Annotated in this window: 13 protein-coding genes; all 13 read left to right on the top strand. The window is 59.5% G+C overall.

The features are described 5' to 3' along the window. Positions 1–15 precede the first annotated feature (15 nt). The 13 genes from gspE (at position 16) to iagB (ending at position 14540) form a co-directional block, all read left to right on the top strand. On the top strand, positions 16–1497 hold the full coding sequence (gene gspE, locus DW56_RS13165) for a type II secretion system ATPase GspE (protein ID WP_024555172.1): 1482 nt from the start codon (positions 16–18) through the stop codon (positions 1495–1497). Next, on the top strand, positions 1497–2702 hold the full coding sequence (gspF, locus tag DW56_RS13170; protein ID WP_029589832.1) for a type II secretion system inner membrane protein GspF: 1206 nt from the start codon (positions 1497–1499) through the stop codon (positions 2700–2702). The genes gspE and gspF overlap by 1 nt, the downstream gene beginning before the upstream one ends. Positions 2703–2712: 10 nt before the next feature. Then, the gene (gspG, locus tag DW56_RS13175) at positions 2713–3189 is read left to right on the top strand and encodes a type II secretion system major pseudopilin GspG (protein ID WP_024555228.1); all 477 of its coding nucleotides are present in this window, start codon (positions 2713–2715) and stop codon (positions 3187–3189) included. Next, the gene (locus DW56_RS13180) at positions 3186–3704 is read left to right on the top strand and encodes a GspH/FimT family pseudopilin (protein WP_024555227.1); all 519 of its coding nucleotides are present in this window, start codon (positions 3186–3188) and stop codon (positions 3702–3704) included. The genes gspG and DW56_RS13180 overlap by 4 nt, the downstream gene beginning before the upstream one ends. Next, positions 3691–4065 (top strand): type II secretion system minor pseudopilin GspI, encoded by a 375-nt coding sequence (gspI, locus tag DW56_RS13185; RefSeq protein WP_024562234.1) that lies wholly within the window; start codon positions 3691–3693, stop codon positions 4063–4065. The genes DW56_RS13180 and gspI overlap by 14 nt, the downstream gene beginning before the upstream one ends. Then, positions 4058–4786 (top strand): type II secretion system minor pseudopilin GspJ, encoded by a 729-nt coding sequence (gspJ, locus tag DW56_RS13190; protein ID WP_024562233.1) that lies wholly within the window; start codon positions 4058–4060, stop codon positions 4784–4786. The genes gspI and gspJ overlap by 8 nt, the downstream gene beginning before the upstream one ends. Then, positions 4783–5853, top strand: coding sequence for a type II secretion system minor pseudopilin GspK (gene gspK / locus DW56_RS13195; RefSeq protein WP_024555041.1), 1071 nt, complete (start codon positions 4783–4785; stop codon positions 5851–5853). The genes gspJ and gspK overlap by 4 nt, the downstream gene beginning before the upstream one ends. 22 nt (positions 5854–5875) lie before the next feature. Beyond that, a complete protein-coding gene (gene gspL, locus DW56_RS13200) occupies positions 5876–7042 on the top strand; it encodes a type II secretion system protein GspL (RefSeq protein WP_024555040.1) in 1167 nt (388 codons plus the stop codon). Beyond that, positions 7039–7518 (top strand): type II secretion system protein GspM, encoded by a 480-nt coding sequence (gspM, locus tag DW56_RS13205; RefSeq protein ID WP_024555039.1) that lies wholly within the window; start codon positions 7039–7041, stop codon positions 7516–7518. The genes gspL and gspM overlap by 4 nt, the downstream gene beginning before the upstream one ends. After that, entirely contained in the window at positions 7515–8318 is an 804-nt protein-coding gene (locus DW56_RS13210; protein ID WP_024562232.1) for a prepilin peptidase, read from the top strand. Before gspM ends, DW56_RS13210 begins: the two co-directional genes overlap by 4 nt. A 218-nt stretch (positions 8319–8536) precedes the next feature. Further along, the gene (locus DW56_RS13215) at positions 8537–11239 is read left to right on the top strand and encodes a glycosyl hydrolase family 18 protein (protein WP_024554923.1); all 2703 of its coding nucleotides are present in this window, start codon (positions 8537–8539) and stop codon (positions 11237–11239) included. A gap of 223 nt (positions 11240–11462) precedes the next feature. Then, entirely contained in the window at positions 11463–14048 is a 2586-nt protein-coding gene (locus tag DW56_RS23050) for a chitinase (protein WP_029589833.1), read from the top strand. 57 nt (positions 14049–14105) lie between these two features. Next, a complete protein-coding gene (gene iagB, locus DW56_RS13225) occupies positions 14106–14540 on the top strand; it encodes a type III secretion system invasion protein IagB (protein WP_024554064.1) in 435 nt (144 codons plus the stop codon). Positions 14541–14623 lie beyond the last annotated feature (83 nt).

A 14623-nucleotide genomic window follows, 5' to 3' on the forward strand; every position in this document is an offset into this window, starting at 1 on the left:
CTTTCAGGGGGAGATATGGAAACCACCAGTAAATCGTTCTGCTCTTACGGCTATGCCCGGGAGCACGGGATCGTGATGGCGGACGAGCAGATCTATATTCGCGAAAACACGCCGCTTAGCGCCGTACTGGAGATGCAGCGTATGATCCGCCGCCCCTTCGCGCCGGTCACGCTCTCTGCGGAAGCCTTTGACGAAATGCTCTCAAGGATCTGGCAGCAGAGCAGCGGCATGTCGCAGCAGATCATGGAAGATATGGATGCCGACATTGATCTGATGGCGTTGACAGAAGAGATCCCGGATAACGAAGACCTGCTGGAAAACGACGAGAACTCGCCGGTTATCCGCCTGATTAACGCCATTCTCGGCGAGGCGGTAAAAGAGAATGCGTCGGACATTCATATCGAAACCTTTGAGAAAACCTTAAGCATCCGCTTTCGCGTGGACGGCGTGCTGCAATCGATCCTGCAACCGGCGCGCAAGCTCGCCCCGCTGCTGGTGTCGCGCATTAAAGTCATGGCGAAGCTGGATATTGCGGAAAAAAGATTGCCGCAGGATGGCCGTATTTCATTGCGCATCGGCAAACGCGCCATTGACGTCCGTGTTTCTACCATCCCCTCGCAATATGGCGAGCGCGTGGTTATGCGCCTGCTGGATAAATCGAAAATGCAGATGGATTTAACCCAGCTTGGCCTTTCGGAACAGGATTTGAACTACATGCGCGGGCTTATCGATAAACCGCACGGGATAATCCTTGTTACCGGCCCGACCGGCTCCGGTAAAAGCACCACGCTCTACGCCGTGCTCTCCTCGCTGGACCGCAACCAGCGCAACATCCTCACGGTGGAAGATCCTATTGAATATGAACTTGAGGGGGTCGGCCAGACGCAGGTTAACCCGCGCGTGGATATGACCTTCGCCCGCGGCCTGCGCGCCATTCTGCGCCAGGATCCGGACGTGGTGATGGTGGGCGAAATCCGCGACAGCGAAACAGCGCAGATAGCGGTGCAGGCCTCGCTAACCGGCCACCTGGTGATGTCCACCCTGCACACCAACAGCGCCAGCGGCGCGATTACCCGCTTGCGCGACATGGGGCTGGAGTCTTTTCTTATCGGCTCTTCGCTGCTGGGGGTGGTCGCCCAGCGCCTGGTGCGCCGCCTCTGCCCCCACTGCAAACAGGAGGTGGAGCTGACGCCCCAGGAAGCCGAAATGTTCAACTTCATGCCCAACCCGCCGAGGCGCGTCTGGGGGCCAGTCGGCTGCGAGAAATGCCGCAACAGCGGTTATTCAGGGCGTGCGGGCATTCATGAACTGCTGGTGATGGACCCGGAGCTGCGCCGCGCCATTAATGACAACGAAGACGAAATGACCATGGAGCCGATTTTGCGCAAAAGCACCCGCAGCCTGCGCCAGAATGGGCTGCTCAAAGTGGTTCAGGGCATTACCTCGCTTGATGAGGTGATGCGCGTGACCACCACCGGCCAGGGAGAGGACGCGTAATGGCCTGGTATGTGTGGCGCGCCACGGCGCAAAACGGCAAAGCCGAGCGCGGAACGATGCAGGCGGAGTCGCCGCGCCAGGTCCGCCAGCAACTGCGCGAACAGGGCCTGACGCCGGTCAGCGTTCAGGAGAGCAGCGCGCCGGGCGCGGGAAAAGCCGGCAGCGGCAAAAAGTTCTCCAGCAATTCGCTGGCGCTGTTTACCCGCCAGCTCGCCACGCTGACCAATGCGGCGCTGCCGCTGGAGAGCGCCCTGCGGGTCATCGCGCGCCAGACCGAAGATAAAAAGCTCGCCCAGGCGCTAACCACCATCCATGAAAAAGTGGTGGAAGGCCACTCGCTCTCGGAAGCGCTGGGGGAATATCCGCAGGCGTTCGACAACCTCTACCGCACACTGGTCACCGCCGGGGAGAAGACCGGTCATCTTGGCGGCGTGCTGGATAAGCTTGCGGATTACAACGAAATTCGCCAGCAGATGAAAAGCAAACTCACCCAGGCGATGGTCTACCCCATCACCCTGACCATCGTGGCCATCACCGTTATCTCTATTTTGCTGGTGGCGGTAGTGCCGCAGGTGGTGGGGCAATTTGTGCAGATGAAACAAGAGCTGCCGGTCACCACCCGCACGCTGATTGCCATCAGCGATTTTTTACAGGCGTACGGCCTGCTTATTGTGGCGGCCATTATCGGCTCGCTGGTGGCCTTTCGCTTCTGGCTGAAAAAAGGCGACAACCGGCTGCGCTACCACCGCTGGCAGATCCAACGCTCGCCTTTGCAGAAGCTTGCGCGGGCGACCAACAGCGCCCGTTATATCCGCACGCTCAGTATCTTACAGGCCAGCGGCGTGCCGCTGCTGGAAGGGATGATTATCTCCGTTGAGGGGCTGGAAAACCTGTTTGTCCGCCAGCGGCTGACGGAGGCCGCCGACAAAGTGCGCCAGGGCGCGACGCTGAACTCGTCGCTGGAACAGACCCAGCTCTTTCCGCCAATGATGCTTTATATGGTCGCCTCCGGAGAGGAGAGCGGCGAACTCGGCCCGCTGATGGCGCGGGCGGCGGACAACCAGGACAAAGCGCTGCAACACCGCATTACCCTGACGCTTTCTATCTTCGAACCGCTGCTGGTGATAACGATGGCGAGCATCGTGCTTTTTATCGTGATGTCGATTCTGCAACCATTACTGCAACTTAATAACATGGTGGGGTGAAAGAGACGGTATGAACAGAGCAAAAGTTAACCTTCAGACAGTGTCCCACCAGCACGGCTTCACCCTGCTGGAGATCATGGTGGTCATCGTTATCCTCGGCATTCTCGCCAGCATGGTGGTGCCGAACCTGATGAGCAATAAAGAGCGCGCGGATAAACAAAAAGCGGTGAGCGATATCATCGCCATGGAAAACGCGCTCGACATGTACAAGCTCGACAACCACCGCTACCCCACCACCGAACAGGGTTTACAGGCGCTGATTACCAAACCGGAGCTTTCTCCGGTGCCGGATAACTACCGCCCGGACGGCTATATCAAACGCCTGCCGCAGGATCCCTGGGGCAACGATTACCTGATAGTCAGCCCAGGCGAACACGGCCCCATCGACATCTTCTCCGCCGGCCCTGATGCGGAGCCGAATACCCCGGATGACGTTTCCAACTGGACGCTGGATAAGAAATCCACAAATGAAACCGAGCAAAAATGAGTCGCGCGCGGCAACGGGGCTTCACCCTGCTGGAGGTGATGCTGGCCATCATGATCTTCGCCAGCAGCGCGTTGCTGGTGGTGATGACGCTACCGGAGCGCAGCGGCCCGGCCATTTTCGGCCAGCAGTTTAAGACGCTGCTGGAGTATGCCTCGACCCGCGCGGTAATGGAGGGCAACGTCATCGGCATGGTGATAACCGAACGTGAGTTCCGGCTGGTTATCCTCAATGCCGGTGATGCGCCCGCGGAACAGCCAGCCGCCTGGCGGCCGCTTGATGCCGGGCGCGTGACGACCCGGGGCGATTTTCCCGAAGATATGCGGGTCTCGCTCGCGCCGCAGCGTCTTGCGGAGTCGCTGGTTTCGCCGCCGCAGATCCTGTTTTTGCCGGATGGAGAGAGCAGCGTATTTACGCTCACCCTCAGCGGCAGCGGCGATCAGCAGAGCTTTGACGTTATCTCGAAAGGGGCGATGCCGGTGACGCTGGCATTAAGGAACGAACATGGCAAACCGTGAAACGGGCATGACGCTGCTGGAGGTAATGGTCGCGCTGGCCATTTTCTCTACCGCTGCGCTGGCGTTGATGAATACCGTAAGCGTAAGCGCCAACTACACCGGGCGGCTTGGCGACGTGCTGCGCGCAAGCTGGGTGGCGGAAAATGTCATCGCCGAAGCGCACCTTGCGGATAACCGTTTTAGCGCTGAGGCGCACGAGGAGACGGTCAACATGGGCGGGCAAAAATGGTTGTGGCGCACGCAGGCGGTGAAAGACGCCGACGGCAACACCATAAACCAGGTCACGGTGTATATCCCGGAGGAGAAAACGCGCCCGCTGGTGACGTTATCCGACGCCTCCGTCTGGAGCGGCGATGAATAGCCGCCTGCGCCTGCAACAGGGCTTCACCCTGCTGGAAGTGATGATAGCCCTGATGGTTTTCGCGCTTATCAGCATGATGGCCTGGCAGATTATTCACGGCGCGATGGAAAACGCCGCGTTCACCGATAAACAAACGGCGAACCTGAGCCAGTTGCAGTTAACCTGGAGCCGCCTTGAGCGCGACCTCACGCAGATGCTGCCGCGCGGGGTGAATGGCGATGAACAGGCGCTGCGCCTGAGCGAAAACGCGCTGGCCTTTACCACGCAGGACAACCTGGCAAGCTTCGGCAGGCCGCAGGAGCCGGATATTTTGCGCGTTACCTGGCGGTTGCAGGACAACACGCTCTGGCGCGACGTCGCCCCGGCGCTCGATCTCGCGAACATGGCGCAAGGGGTGCAGGTGCCTGTGCTCGAACATGTAAAAAACTGGCAGTGGCGCTTTTTCGCCGAAGGGTGGCGAGACGCATGGGCGGAGAAAAGCGCCATTCCGCAGGGCGTGGAGTTAACCGTCACGCTGGAAAACGACGAGACGTGGCGCTGGGTTTTTGTCATCAGCGACGGCTGGCCGATGCCGACCGAAGGCGCAGAAAGCGCAGCGCCGACCGAAGGAACGCCGGATCCGGCGACCCCGCAGGAAACCACGACGCCGTCAGAGGCGGCGCAGCCGGCAGCGGGCGGCGCGCCCGCTCAACCTGCCGCAACCCCGGGAGCGCAACCATGAAGCCAAAAAGTGAGCGGCGCCAGCGCGGCGTGGCGCTGCTGATGGTGTTGATCCTGCTGGTGCTGATGTCCGTGATGGCGGCGAAAATCAGCCAGCAGTTTAGCGGCAATTTACAGCGCATTCAGTATCAGCTGAGCCAGCAACAGCTGCGCTGGGCAATCCTCGGCGCGGATAAACAGGTGCTGAACGGGCTGGCGAAAGATGTCGCCGACCCGCAAAAAGCAGGCTCTGTGCAGCAGCTCTGGAAAGAGCCGCTGGAGCGCGTCGACGGCGAGGTGACGCTGAAAAGCGAACTGGTGGACGGACAAAACTGTTTTAACGTTAACGCGCTGCTCGGCCCGGCGGACGCCTCGCCTGCGCCAGGCAACGCGCCGGGCAACGCGCCCGCCGACGGCGCGCCTGCGGCAAGCAACGCCCCGGACGCGTTATCCCCCGAAGCGCAGCGGGAGAAAATTGTCGAATACCTGCTGACCAGCACCGGCATTAACGCGGTCAGCGCAGAAACGGTTTACCAGCAGCTGGAAGAGTATCTTGGCGTTGAAAAACCCGGGGAGGATAGCTCGCGGCGGGATTTTACCCAGGCTTATGCCGCGCAAAAACCGCCCCGCGTCCCGGCGCGCCAGATGATGTATTCCATCAGCGAACTGAAGCTGCTGCCCGGCTTTCCGCTGAGCTATTACGCGAAGGTCAAAACGCTCCTGTGCGCGCTGCCCGCCACCAAAACGGCCATTAACATCAACACGCTGTCGCGCGACGAAGCTCCCCTGCTCTCCGCGCTCTTTTTCGGCAGCCTGACGGCGGAAGATGTGATGCGGCTTATCGACCAGCGCCCGGAAGCGGGCTGGGAGACGCTGGAGGCGTTTAAGGCGCAGCTTGAACAGCAGTTTCCGGTGAAAGGCCAGGCGGCAAACCTTGATAAGTACATCACGCTAAACAGCCAGTTTTACACCCTGTATCACACAGGGAATACAGAGGCGTTAACGCTTCGCAGCGCCGACGGCCTTTATATCGATACCGCATCGGGCAACCAGCTGCTCTGGTCCCGCCGCTATCGCCTCGTCGATTAAGTCGATTAAAAGGAATGAGCTAATGAAAGACGCATTAATCATAAGAGCGAGCTCAAACCCTGAACAGGCCGTCTGGTGGTGGCCGCTGGGCGCGGCGCAGGATCCCGCCAGGCTTGAGGGCTGGGCTGGGCTTCGCGAACTGGCGGCGCATCCGCTTGCGGGCGCAGTCTGCCTGCTGGTGCCGGCAAGCGAGGTGGTGTTCCGCGATTTTACGCTGACCAAAAAAGGGCCTTTCACCCAGTTGCCGCAGTTTAGCTGGCTGGCGGAAGATTCGCTGATGGGCGACGTGGAAGATCTGCACTGGACGGTGGTGCGCAAAGTCGGCAATCAGGTGACCGCCGCCGCCATCAACGCCACGCTGCTGCAACAGATGCTGGAGGCCTGCCGCGAAGCAGGCTTGCAGGTGGTGAAAGCGGCGCCCGACGCCCTGCTGCTGCCCTTCAACCCGGACGGCGCCACTTTCGCTTCGCTTGACGAGGAGTGGTGGATACGTCAGGGCGAGACCCAGGCGACCACGGTTCACGCTACGCTCCTGCCTGCGGTGTTTGAACGTCTTGGCGAAGGCAACCATCAATGTTACGGCGATATGCTCCCCGCTTTTCGCCAGGCGGTGGAGCCGCAACCCTGGCAGCATCCGCTGCGGCTTATCGCCCCAGAGCTGAAAACGAAAAAACTCAATCTGCTGCACGGCGCTTTCAGCCAGCAGGCGGATATAAAAGAAGAGGTGCGCCGCTGGCGCAAACCGCTTACTGGCGTCGCGGTTCTCGCCTTGCTGCTTAGCCTGCTGCCGCAACTGGCCAATTACTGGCAGATCAAAACGCAGCAAAAAGCGGCGGAAGAGAGCGTGCAGGCGCTGTTCAAAGCCTATTTTCCCCAGTCGTCCTTTACCAGTAATTTGAAATATCACTTCACACAGCAACTCAAAACGCCAACGCGCGATTTCTTCCAGGATCTCGCGCAGTTGGATCAGATTAAGCGGACCTTTACCGACATCGAACTGGGTACGGTGCGCTATGACGCCGCGCAGAGCGCTTTTACCCTGAATGTCACCGCCCCCGGCAAAGCGCGCGTCGAGGCTTTCGTCAACCAGGCGAAACCTGCGTTCGCCTTTGCCATTACCGAAGAGAAAAGCGCCGCGGAGGGCAAACCGTTCTCCGCCGTGCTCAAAGGGGAGGCGGTGAAAAAATGAAGCAAAAACTTGTCGCCTGGTTTAGCGCGCGCAACGCCCGCGAAAGAATGATGATCATGCTGATGGGCTTCGCCTTGCTGTGGGTCGTCGTTTATTACGGCCTCTGGCAGCCGCTGCAAACGGCTATCGACAATGGCAAAACGGCGATTAACCGCGCCCGCGAGACACAAACCTGGATGCAGACCCAGGCGCTGCAACATGACCTGCGGGTGCGCCGGACGCTGGCGGCTAACCCAGACCAGGCGCTGAGGGAAAGCCTGAAAGCGAGCAAACTGGCGCCGACGCAACTCTCGGTGCAGGGGCAAAAAGCCACGCTCACGCTTGAGCCTGTCGCCCTGGCCACGCTCTGGCAGTGGTATGTCAGCCTTAACCGCGCAAGCGGGATCCAACTTGAGTCGATAACCCTGACGCCGCTTGCCAAAAACGACGGCGCGCTGAAGGTGGAAATGACGCTCTTCTGGAGTAAAAGCGTATGACGACGCCTCAGCAACTCTTTTTCCTGATGCGCGAAGAGTACACGTTGCTCTTTTATATGCAGTGTCTGCTGCTCGGGGCGATTGTCGGCAGCTTTCTTGGCATGGTGATTTCACGCGGGCCGCGCCTGGCGCAAGCGCAAAACGATGTGCTCTATCACCTGAGCTTTCCTGCGTCGTACTGCCACCATTGCGGCCATGCGTTAAGCTGGTGGGAAAATATTCCGGTGGTCAGCTGGTTTATTTTACGCGGGCGCTGCAACCATTGCGGCGAGCCTATTCCACGCTGGCTGCCAGGCGTTGAAATAAGTAACGCCCTGCTCTTTTGTTTAATGGCGATGGTGTTTCATCACCCGACGCAAATAATGGCAGGCTGGTTGTTAGTGAGTTTCCTGATTATTTTAAGCGTGCTTGACTGGCAATATTTTCTGTTGCCGGACTGCTTCACGCTGCCGCTATTATGGAGCGGCCTGCTGGTGAATACCTTTTCCGGCACGGTGGCATTACAGGACGCCATTATCGGCGCTGCTGCTGGCTACCTGTTTTTATGGTCGCTTTACTGGATTTTTCGTCTGACCCTAAAAAAAGAGGCCCTCGGCTATGGCGACTTCAAGCTGCTGGCGGCGCTTGGCGCCTGGCTTGGCTGGCAAGCGCTGCCCTATATCTGTCTGCTTGCCAGCTGCATTGGGCTTTTATTCGCGGCGAAAAGCACGCGGCTGAATATCACCCTGCGTTTTCCGTTCGGCAGTTATTTAAGTTTTGCAGGGCTGTGGTTTTTTATCTTTTATCACTACGGCGGCTGATACGTTTTACGTTAAGCCATTTATTCATGCCTTATTAAAGCATTGGCCACGAACCTTGCCTTAATAACGCCCCCTCTATGCCATTAAGGAGGTTACAGACAATATAAATAATCCACTTCCGTTCTATAGCGTTTATCAGGCAAGTCGTCAGGCATCGCTTTTTCTGAATACCTCAGAAAAGGGCTGACCATTAACTTATCTGAATATGGGGCTCACGAATGAAACGAATGAAGTTATCTCTACTGGCGATAGCCATTGCCACGATTTGCACGCCCGCCTTCGCGGCGTTGCCGAGCAAACCGTCGTTAAGCAGCGGCAATGATAAATTCGCCCTGGTGGAGGTGGATCAAGCCGCCACCGCCTATAACCAACTGGTCAAAGTCAATAACTCGGTCAACGTCGTTGTCGAGTGGAATATCTGGAGCGGCGACCCGGGCACCAGCGCGAAAGTGCTGATGAACGGCAAGCAGGTGTGGAGCGGCGCGGCGGGCACCAGCGGTAAAGCCACTTTCGCCGTGAATAAAGGCGGACGTTACCAGACGCAGGTGGAAGTCTGTAATGCCAGCGGTTGTACCAAAAGCGACAATAAGCTGATTATCGTGGCGGACACCGACGGCAGCCATCTTACCCCGCTGACCGCAACGCCCGGCGAGAAAAACAAAACCTACACCCAGCACCCCGACAAAATCATCGGCGCTTATTTCCCGGAATGGGGCGTTTATGACCGCAACTATCCGGTTGATAAAATCCCGGCGGCGAACCTGAACCACCTGCTGTATGGCTTCATCCCTATTTGCGGCGGCGACGGTATCAACGACAGCCTGAAGAGCATCAGCAACAGCTTCGAAGCGCTGCAACGTTCCTGCGCCGGGCGGCAGGATTTCCAGGTCGCCATCCACGATCCGTGGGCGGCGCTGCAAAAACCGCAGAAAGGGGTCACCGCCTGGGACGACCCCTATAAAGGCAACTTCGGCCAGCTGATGGCGCTGAAGCTCGCCTACCCTAACCTGAAGATCCTGCCTTCCATCGGCGGCTGGACTCTCTCTGACCCGTTCTTTTTCCTGAACGACAAAACCAAGCGCGACCGTTTTGTCGCCTCGGTAAGGGAGTTTTTAAAAACCTGGAAATTCTTCGACGGGGTGGATATCGACTGGGAGTTTCCGGGCGGCGGCGGTCAAAACCCCAACCTCGGCGGCCCTCAGGACCGGGAAACCTATACCACATTGATGCGAGAACTGCGCGCGATGCTGGACAGCCTTTCCACGGAAACGGGCAAGACCTATAAGCTCACCTCCGCCATCGGCGTCGGCAACGATAAAATCGCCAACGTCGATTACCTCGCCGCCAGCCAGTATCTCGATAACATCTTTATGATGAGTTACGACTTCTACGGCGCCTGGAGCATGACCGATCGCGGTCATCAGACCGCGATCTATGCGCCCACCTGGAAGCCAGATACGCAGTACACCGCCGATAACGGCCTTAAACTGCTGCTGGCGCAGGGGGTCGACCCGAAAAAACTGGTGCTGGGCGTAGCGATGTATGGCCGCGGCTGGACCGGCGTTTCGGGTTACACCAATAACAACCCGTTCACCGGCGGCACGGCGACCGGGCCAGTCAAAGGCACCTGGGAAGAAGGGGTGGTTGATTACCGCCAGATTGCCAATGAATACCGTAACGGCGCGGGCTGGGCTTACGCCTATGACGAGACCGCCGAAGCGCCTTATCTGTTCAAACAGTCTACCGGCGATTTGATCACCTATGACGACGTCCGCTCCACCACCGCCAAAGGGAAGTATGCGCTGAGCAAAGGGCTGGCCGGCATGTTCGCCTGGGAAATCGACGCTGACAACGGCGAGATCCTCAACGCCATGAACGAAAGCCTGATGGGCGGCGGCGATACGCCCACACCGACGCCGACGCCCGCGCCGACTAACCAGCCGCCGGTGGCGAGCGCCAGCGATCAGCAGGTGACCGGCCCGGTGAACGTGACGCTGGATGGCTCCGGCTCGCACGATCCAGAGGGCGGCGCCCTGACTTACGCCTGGAGCCAGACTTCCGGCACTACCGTTAGCCTGAGCAATAAAAACACGGCGAAAGCGAGCTTTAACGCCCCTGCCACCACCGCCGACAAAACCTATGGCTTCCAGCTGAAGGTGACCGACAGCGGCGGGTTGAGCAGCACCGCCAGCATCCAGGTGGTGGACAAAGCGCCTGCGCCAAACCATGCGCCAACGGTCAACCCGCTTGAGGCTATTACGTTGCAGGCGGGGCAACAGGCGAATCTGCACGCCCAGGCGGTGGATCAGGATAACGATCCGCTGACTTATCAGTGGAACGCGCCTGCTGAGCTGTCGCCGGAAGGCAGCAACACCGCGGATCTGAGCATTACCGCGCCGGACGTGGCCGCCAACCAGTCGTTTAACCTCTCGGTCAACGTCAGCGACGGTAAAACCAGCAGCCAGCAGTCGGTAAGCGTGGCCGTCACGCCGCGCCAGGACGATGAGCCGCTGCCCTCACCAGACCCGACCCCTGGCCCGGCGCCGGAACCGACCCCGGAACCGACGCCTGCACCGACCCCGAGTGGCGGCGGCAGCTGCGACACTCCCACCGACCCCAACGCCAGCCAGTATCCTGCCTGGTCCGCCAGCACCGTGTATAACGGCGGCGAAACGGTCAGCTATAACAACCTGGTCTGGAAGGCGAAATACTGGACGCAGAATAACGCGCCGGGCTTTGACGCCGACCAGTGGCTGCTGGTCAGCCAGGTGAAAATGTCCTGGCGGCCGGACGTGGTTTATAACGGCGGCGACACCACCGACTATGCCGGCTCCCAGTGGCAGGCTAAGTGGTGGACGAAAGGCGATGAGCCGGGCAAAGCGGATGTCTGGGTGAAAAAAGGGACGTCGGAGTGTCAGTAACCCCCTGAAAGCGCGCTGCGCCACGACGCACGCGTTTGAATGTTGGCATGCCGGCGCGAAGATGCGCTCGCGCCGGCAAGGGTGAATGACAGCGCTGACGCGGGCGGCGCAGCGGCAGTTTCGCTGCGTTGCCTGCGCGCCGCGCAACCAGGCCGCCTCTGGCGGATGACGCCTGTCGCCCTGCGCCAACCCGCAGTCAAGCTAACCATAAAGGTTATTTGCGATGAAAAGAAACGTATTAGCCCGGACTATCAGTATCCTGTGCCTGTGCGGCGCAACAGCCCCGGCGCTGGCGCTGGAGGCGTGGAGCGGACAAGAAGGCGGTGACACTTACCAGGTGATTTTCGCCGGCAACGTCTACACCAACGCCTGGTGGGTCGGCGCGGCTAACTGCCCCGGCTCGAACGACCCGGACGGCCCCTGGCGCCAGGTTCGCGCCGCGACCGCCGCAGAGATAACCCAGTACGGCAACCCCGCCAACTGCGATATTTCCAACGGCGCGCCTGCTGCAAAGCTGCCTGAGTACAGTAGCGCCCAGAGTTACCAGAAAGATGACAAGGTCTCCAGCAGCGGCGTGAGCTATAAGGCGCTGAAGGCCATTTCACCCTCCTCCTTCGCGCCGGGCCAGCCGAATCCGTGGATGGCTTACGTCGCCGTGCCGCAATGGCAGTCGGGCAAAATTTATCAGCAGGGCGACGTGGTGATGGTAAACGGCCAGGGCTATAAAGCCTGGTTCTATAACGTGGATGAAGACCCGTCAAAAGAGGAGAACCAGAACCTTACCGGCGACAACGGCCAGCCCTGGAAACCGCTCGGCACGCTGAAAGTTTGGTCCGATCAAGAGCTGGCGAGCGCCCCGGCGCTTGATACGCAACAGCTTTACCCGGCAGGTTCGCTGGTGAAATTCCAGGGCCAGCCTTACGTTTCGCTCACCGCCGTGCAGCATGTGCAGCCGAGCGATCCATCGCCCTGGGGGATTTATATCGACTGGACCGGCACCAAAGAGCGGGTCGGCACGCCGAAATCGGAGTGGCCCGCCCACGTTTATGCGCCCTATGTGGATTTCACCCTAAACACCATCCCCGATCTCGCCTCGCTGGCATCGAGTAAAAACATTACCCACTACACGCTGGCGTTTATCGTCGCCAAAGACGCCAACACCTGCCTGCCCACCTGGGGTACGGCCTACAACATTAATGACTATACCCAGTACAGCAAAATTAAGGCGCTACGCGACGCAGGCGGCGATATTCAGGTTTCCATCGGCGGCGCGAATAACTCGCCGCTGGCGGCGGCCTGTAAGAACGTGAACGACCTGCAACAGCACTATTACGACATCGTCGATAATCTCAATCTGAAGGTGCTGGATTTTGATATCGAAGGCAACTGGGTGGCGGATCATGAATCTATTCAGCGGCGCAACAGCGCGCTGAAAATGGTGCAGGAACGCTGGAAACAGGAAGGCCGCAAGGTAGGCCTGGTCTTTACCCTGCCTATCCTGCCGACCGGCCTGACGCCGGAGGGTATCTACGTACTGGAAGATGCCAAAGCCAAAGGGGTGGAGCTGACCGGCGTCAACGTCATGACCATGGATTACGGCAACACAGTCTGCCAGTCCTCCGGCCAGGAGGGGCAGAATATCCACGGCAAATGCGCCACCTCGGCTGTCGACAACCTGTTCCAGCAGGTGAAAAAAATCTGGCCGGACAAGAGCGACAGCGCCATCAACAACATGCTCGGCACCACGCCGATGATTGGCTATAACGACGTGCAGGGAGAGACGTTTTACCTCTCCGACGCGCGGCTGGTGATGCAGCAGGCGCAGGAGCGGCAGCTTGGCATGATAGGCATCTGGTCGATAGCGCGCGACCAGCCGGGCCAGCAGGGTTATGTCGGGCCGGAAAACAGTGGCCTGACCGCCCAGCAGGCGCCGCTTTACGCCTTCAGCGATGTCTTTTCACCTTTCACTTCCGCCAGCAGCAGTAGCGGCGGCGGCGGGCAGCCTGCCCCTGCGCCTGCGCCAACCCCGGCGCCGTCCAACGTGGCGCCGGTAGCGAACGCGGGGGTCAGCCAGACGATTCAGGGCACGCAGACGGTGACGCTTGACGGTTCCGGCTCAAGCGACGCCGACGGCGACACGCTGACCTACCAGTGGCAGCAAACCGGCGGGCCGGACGTGACGCTTAACAACGCTACCCAGGCGCACAGCACCTTTACGGTGCCCTCGCCGCAGCATGCTGAGTACAGCTTCCGTCTGACGGTGAACGACGGGCAACACAGCGCCTACGCCGACACCTCGGTGACGGTGCTGGAAGCCGCCCAGCCGGTAGCGCCGGTGATCAACCTGGCGTCGTCATTCCAGGGGCTGAGCGGTAGCCAGATCGTGATAACCGCGACCGCCGCCGACCCGGACAGCATGAGTAACCAGCTACGGTGGAACTGGGTGGTGCCGAACGGCGTGGGCCAGGTGAGCGGCCAGGAGAGCAATACGCTGACGATCACCGCCGCCAGCGTGACGGCGGCGCAGTCATTCCCGCTGGCGGTGCACGTAACCGACCAGAGCGGACTGAGCGCCAACGCCTCTACCACCTTGCAGATAAACCCGCTGCCGCAGCCCTCAGGCGGCGACTTCCAGTACGTTTATCCGCAAAACATTAGCCAGTACAAAGCGGGCACCCGCGTGAAAGGCAAAGACGGCAATATCTACGAGTGCAAACCTTTCCCTTATGCCGGCTGGTGTAAGGGAGCGGCCTGGGCCTACGCCCCGGGCGAAGGGTTGAACTGGTCTGACGCCTGGATCAAACGGTAATTAACGGCCTGTACGGGGCGCCGCCTCGCGCGGCGTCCTTTCAGGCGGGAGGAGACGATGAAAGCCTGTTTCGCATTGCCGCTTTATGCCGTAAGCCTGATGGCGCAGGCTACCTGCTGGGACGAGGCGGCCTATTATTTCAACCTCGATCCGAAGCTGCTTAACGCTATCGCCCAGGTGGAGTCAGGCATGAACCCTGAGGCGATCAACGTCAATACTAACGGCAGCTACGACGTCGGCCTGATGCAAATCAACAGCATTCACTTTGAGCGGCTGCGCAAGCTGGGCGTCGATGAAGTGTTGTTGATGCGCGACCCCTGCGTGTCGGTACTGGTGGGGGCTTCTATTCTTTCCCAGATGGTGCAGACCTACGGCTATACCTGGGAGGCGATTGGCGCTTATAACGCAGGCACCAGCGAAAGCCGCCACGGTTTGCGTATGCGCTATGCCTGGAAAGTCTGGCAACGTTATCAACGGCTAAAAGGGTTATAACCAGCGAAGGCTTGTCGCTGGTTAACGTGATTAACAGACTCGCTAAAACCCACTACCTTAATTTTCCGTAATCCCGGTTTTAG

The sequence above is a fragment of the Franconibacter helveticus LMG 23732 genome, from assembly GCF_000463115.2.
Taxonomy (GTDB): Bacteria; Pseudomonadota; Gammaproteobacteria; order Enterobacterales; family Enterobacteriaceae; genus Franconibacter; species Franconibacter helveticus.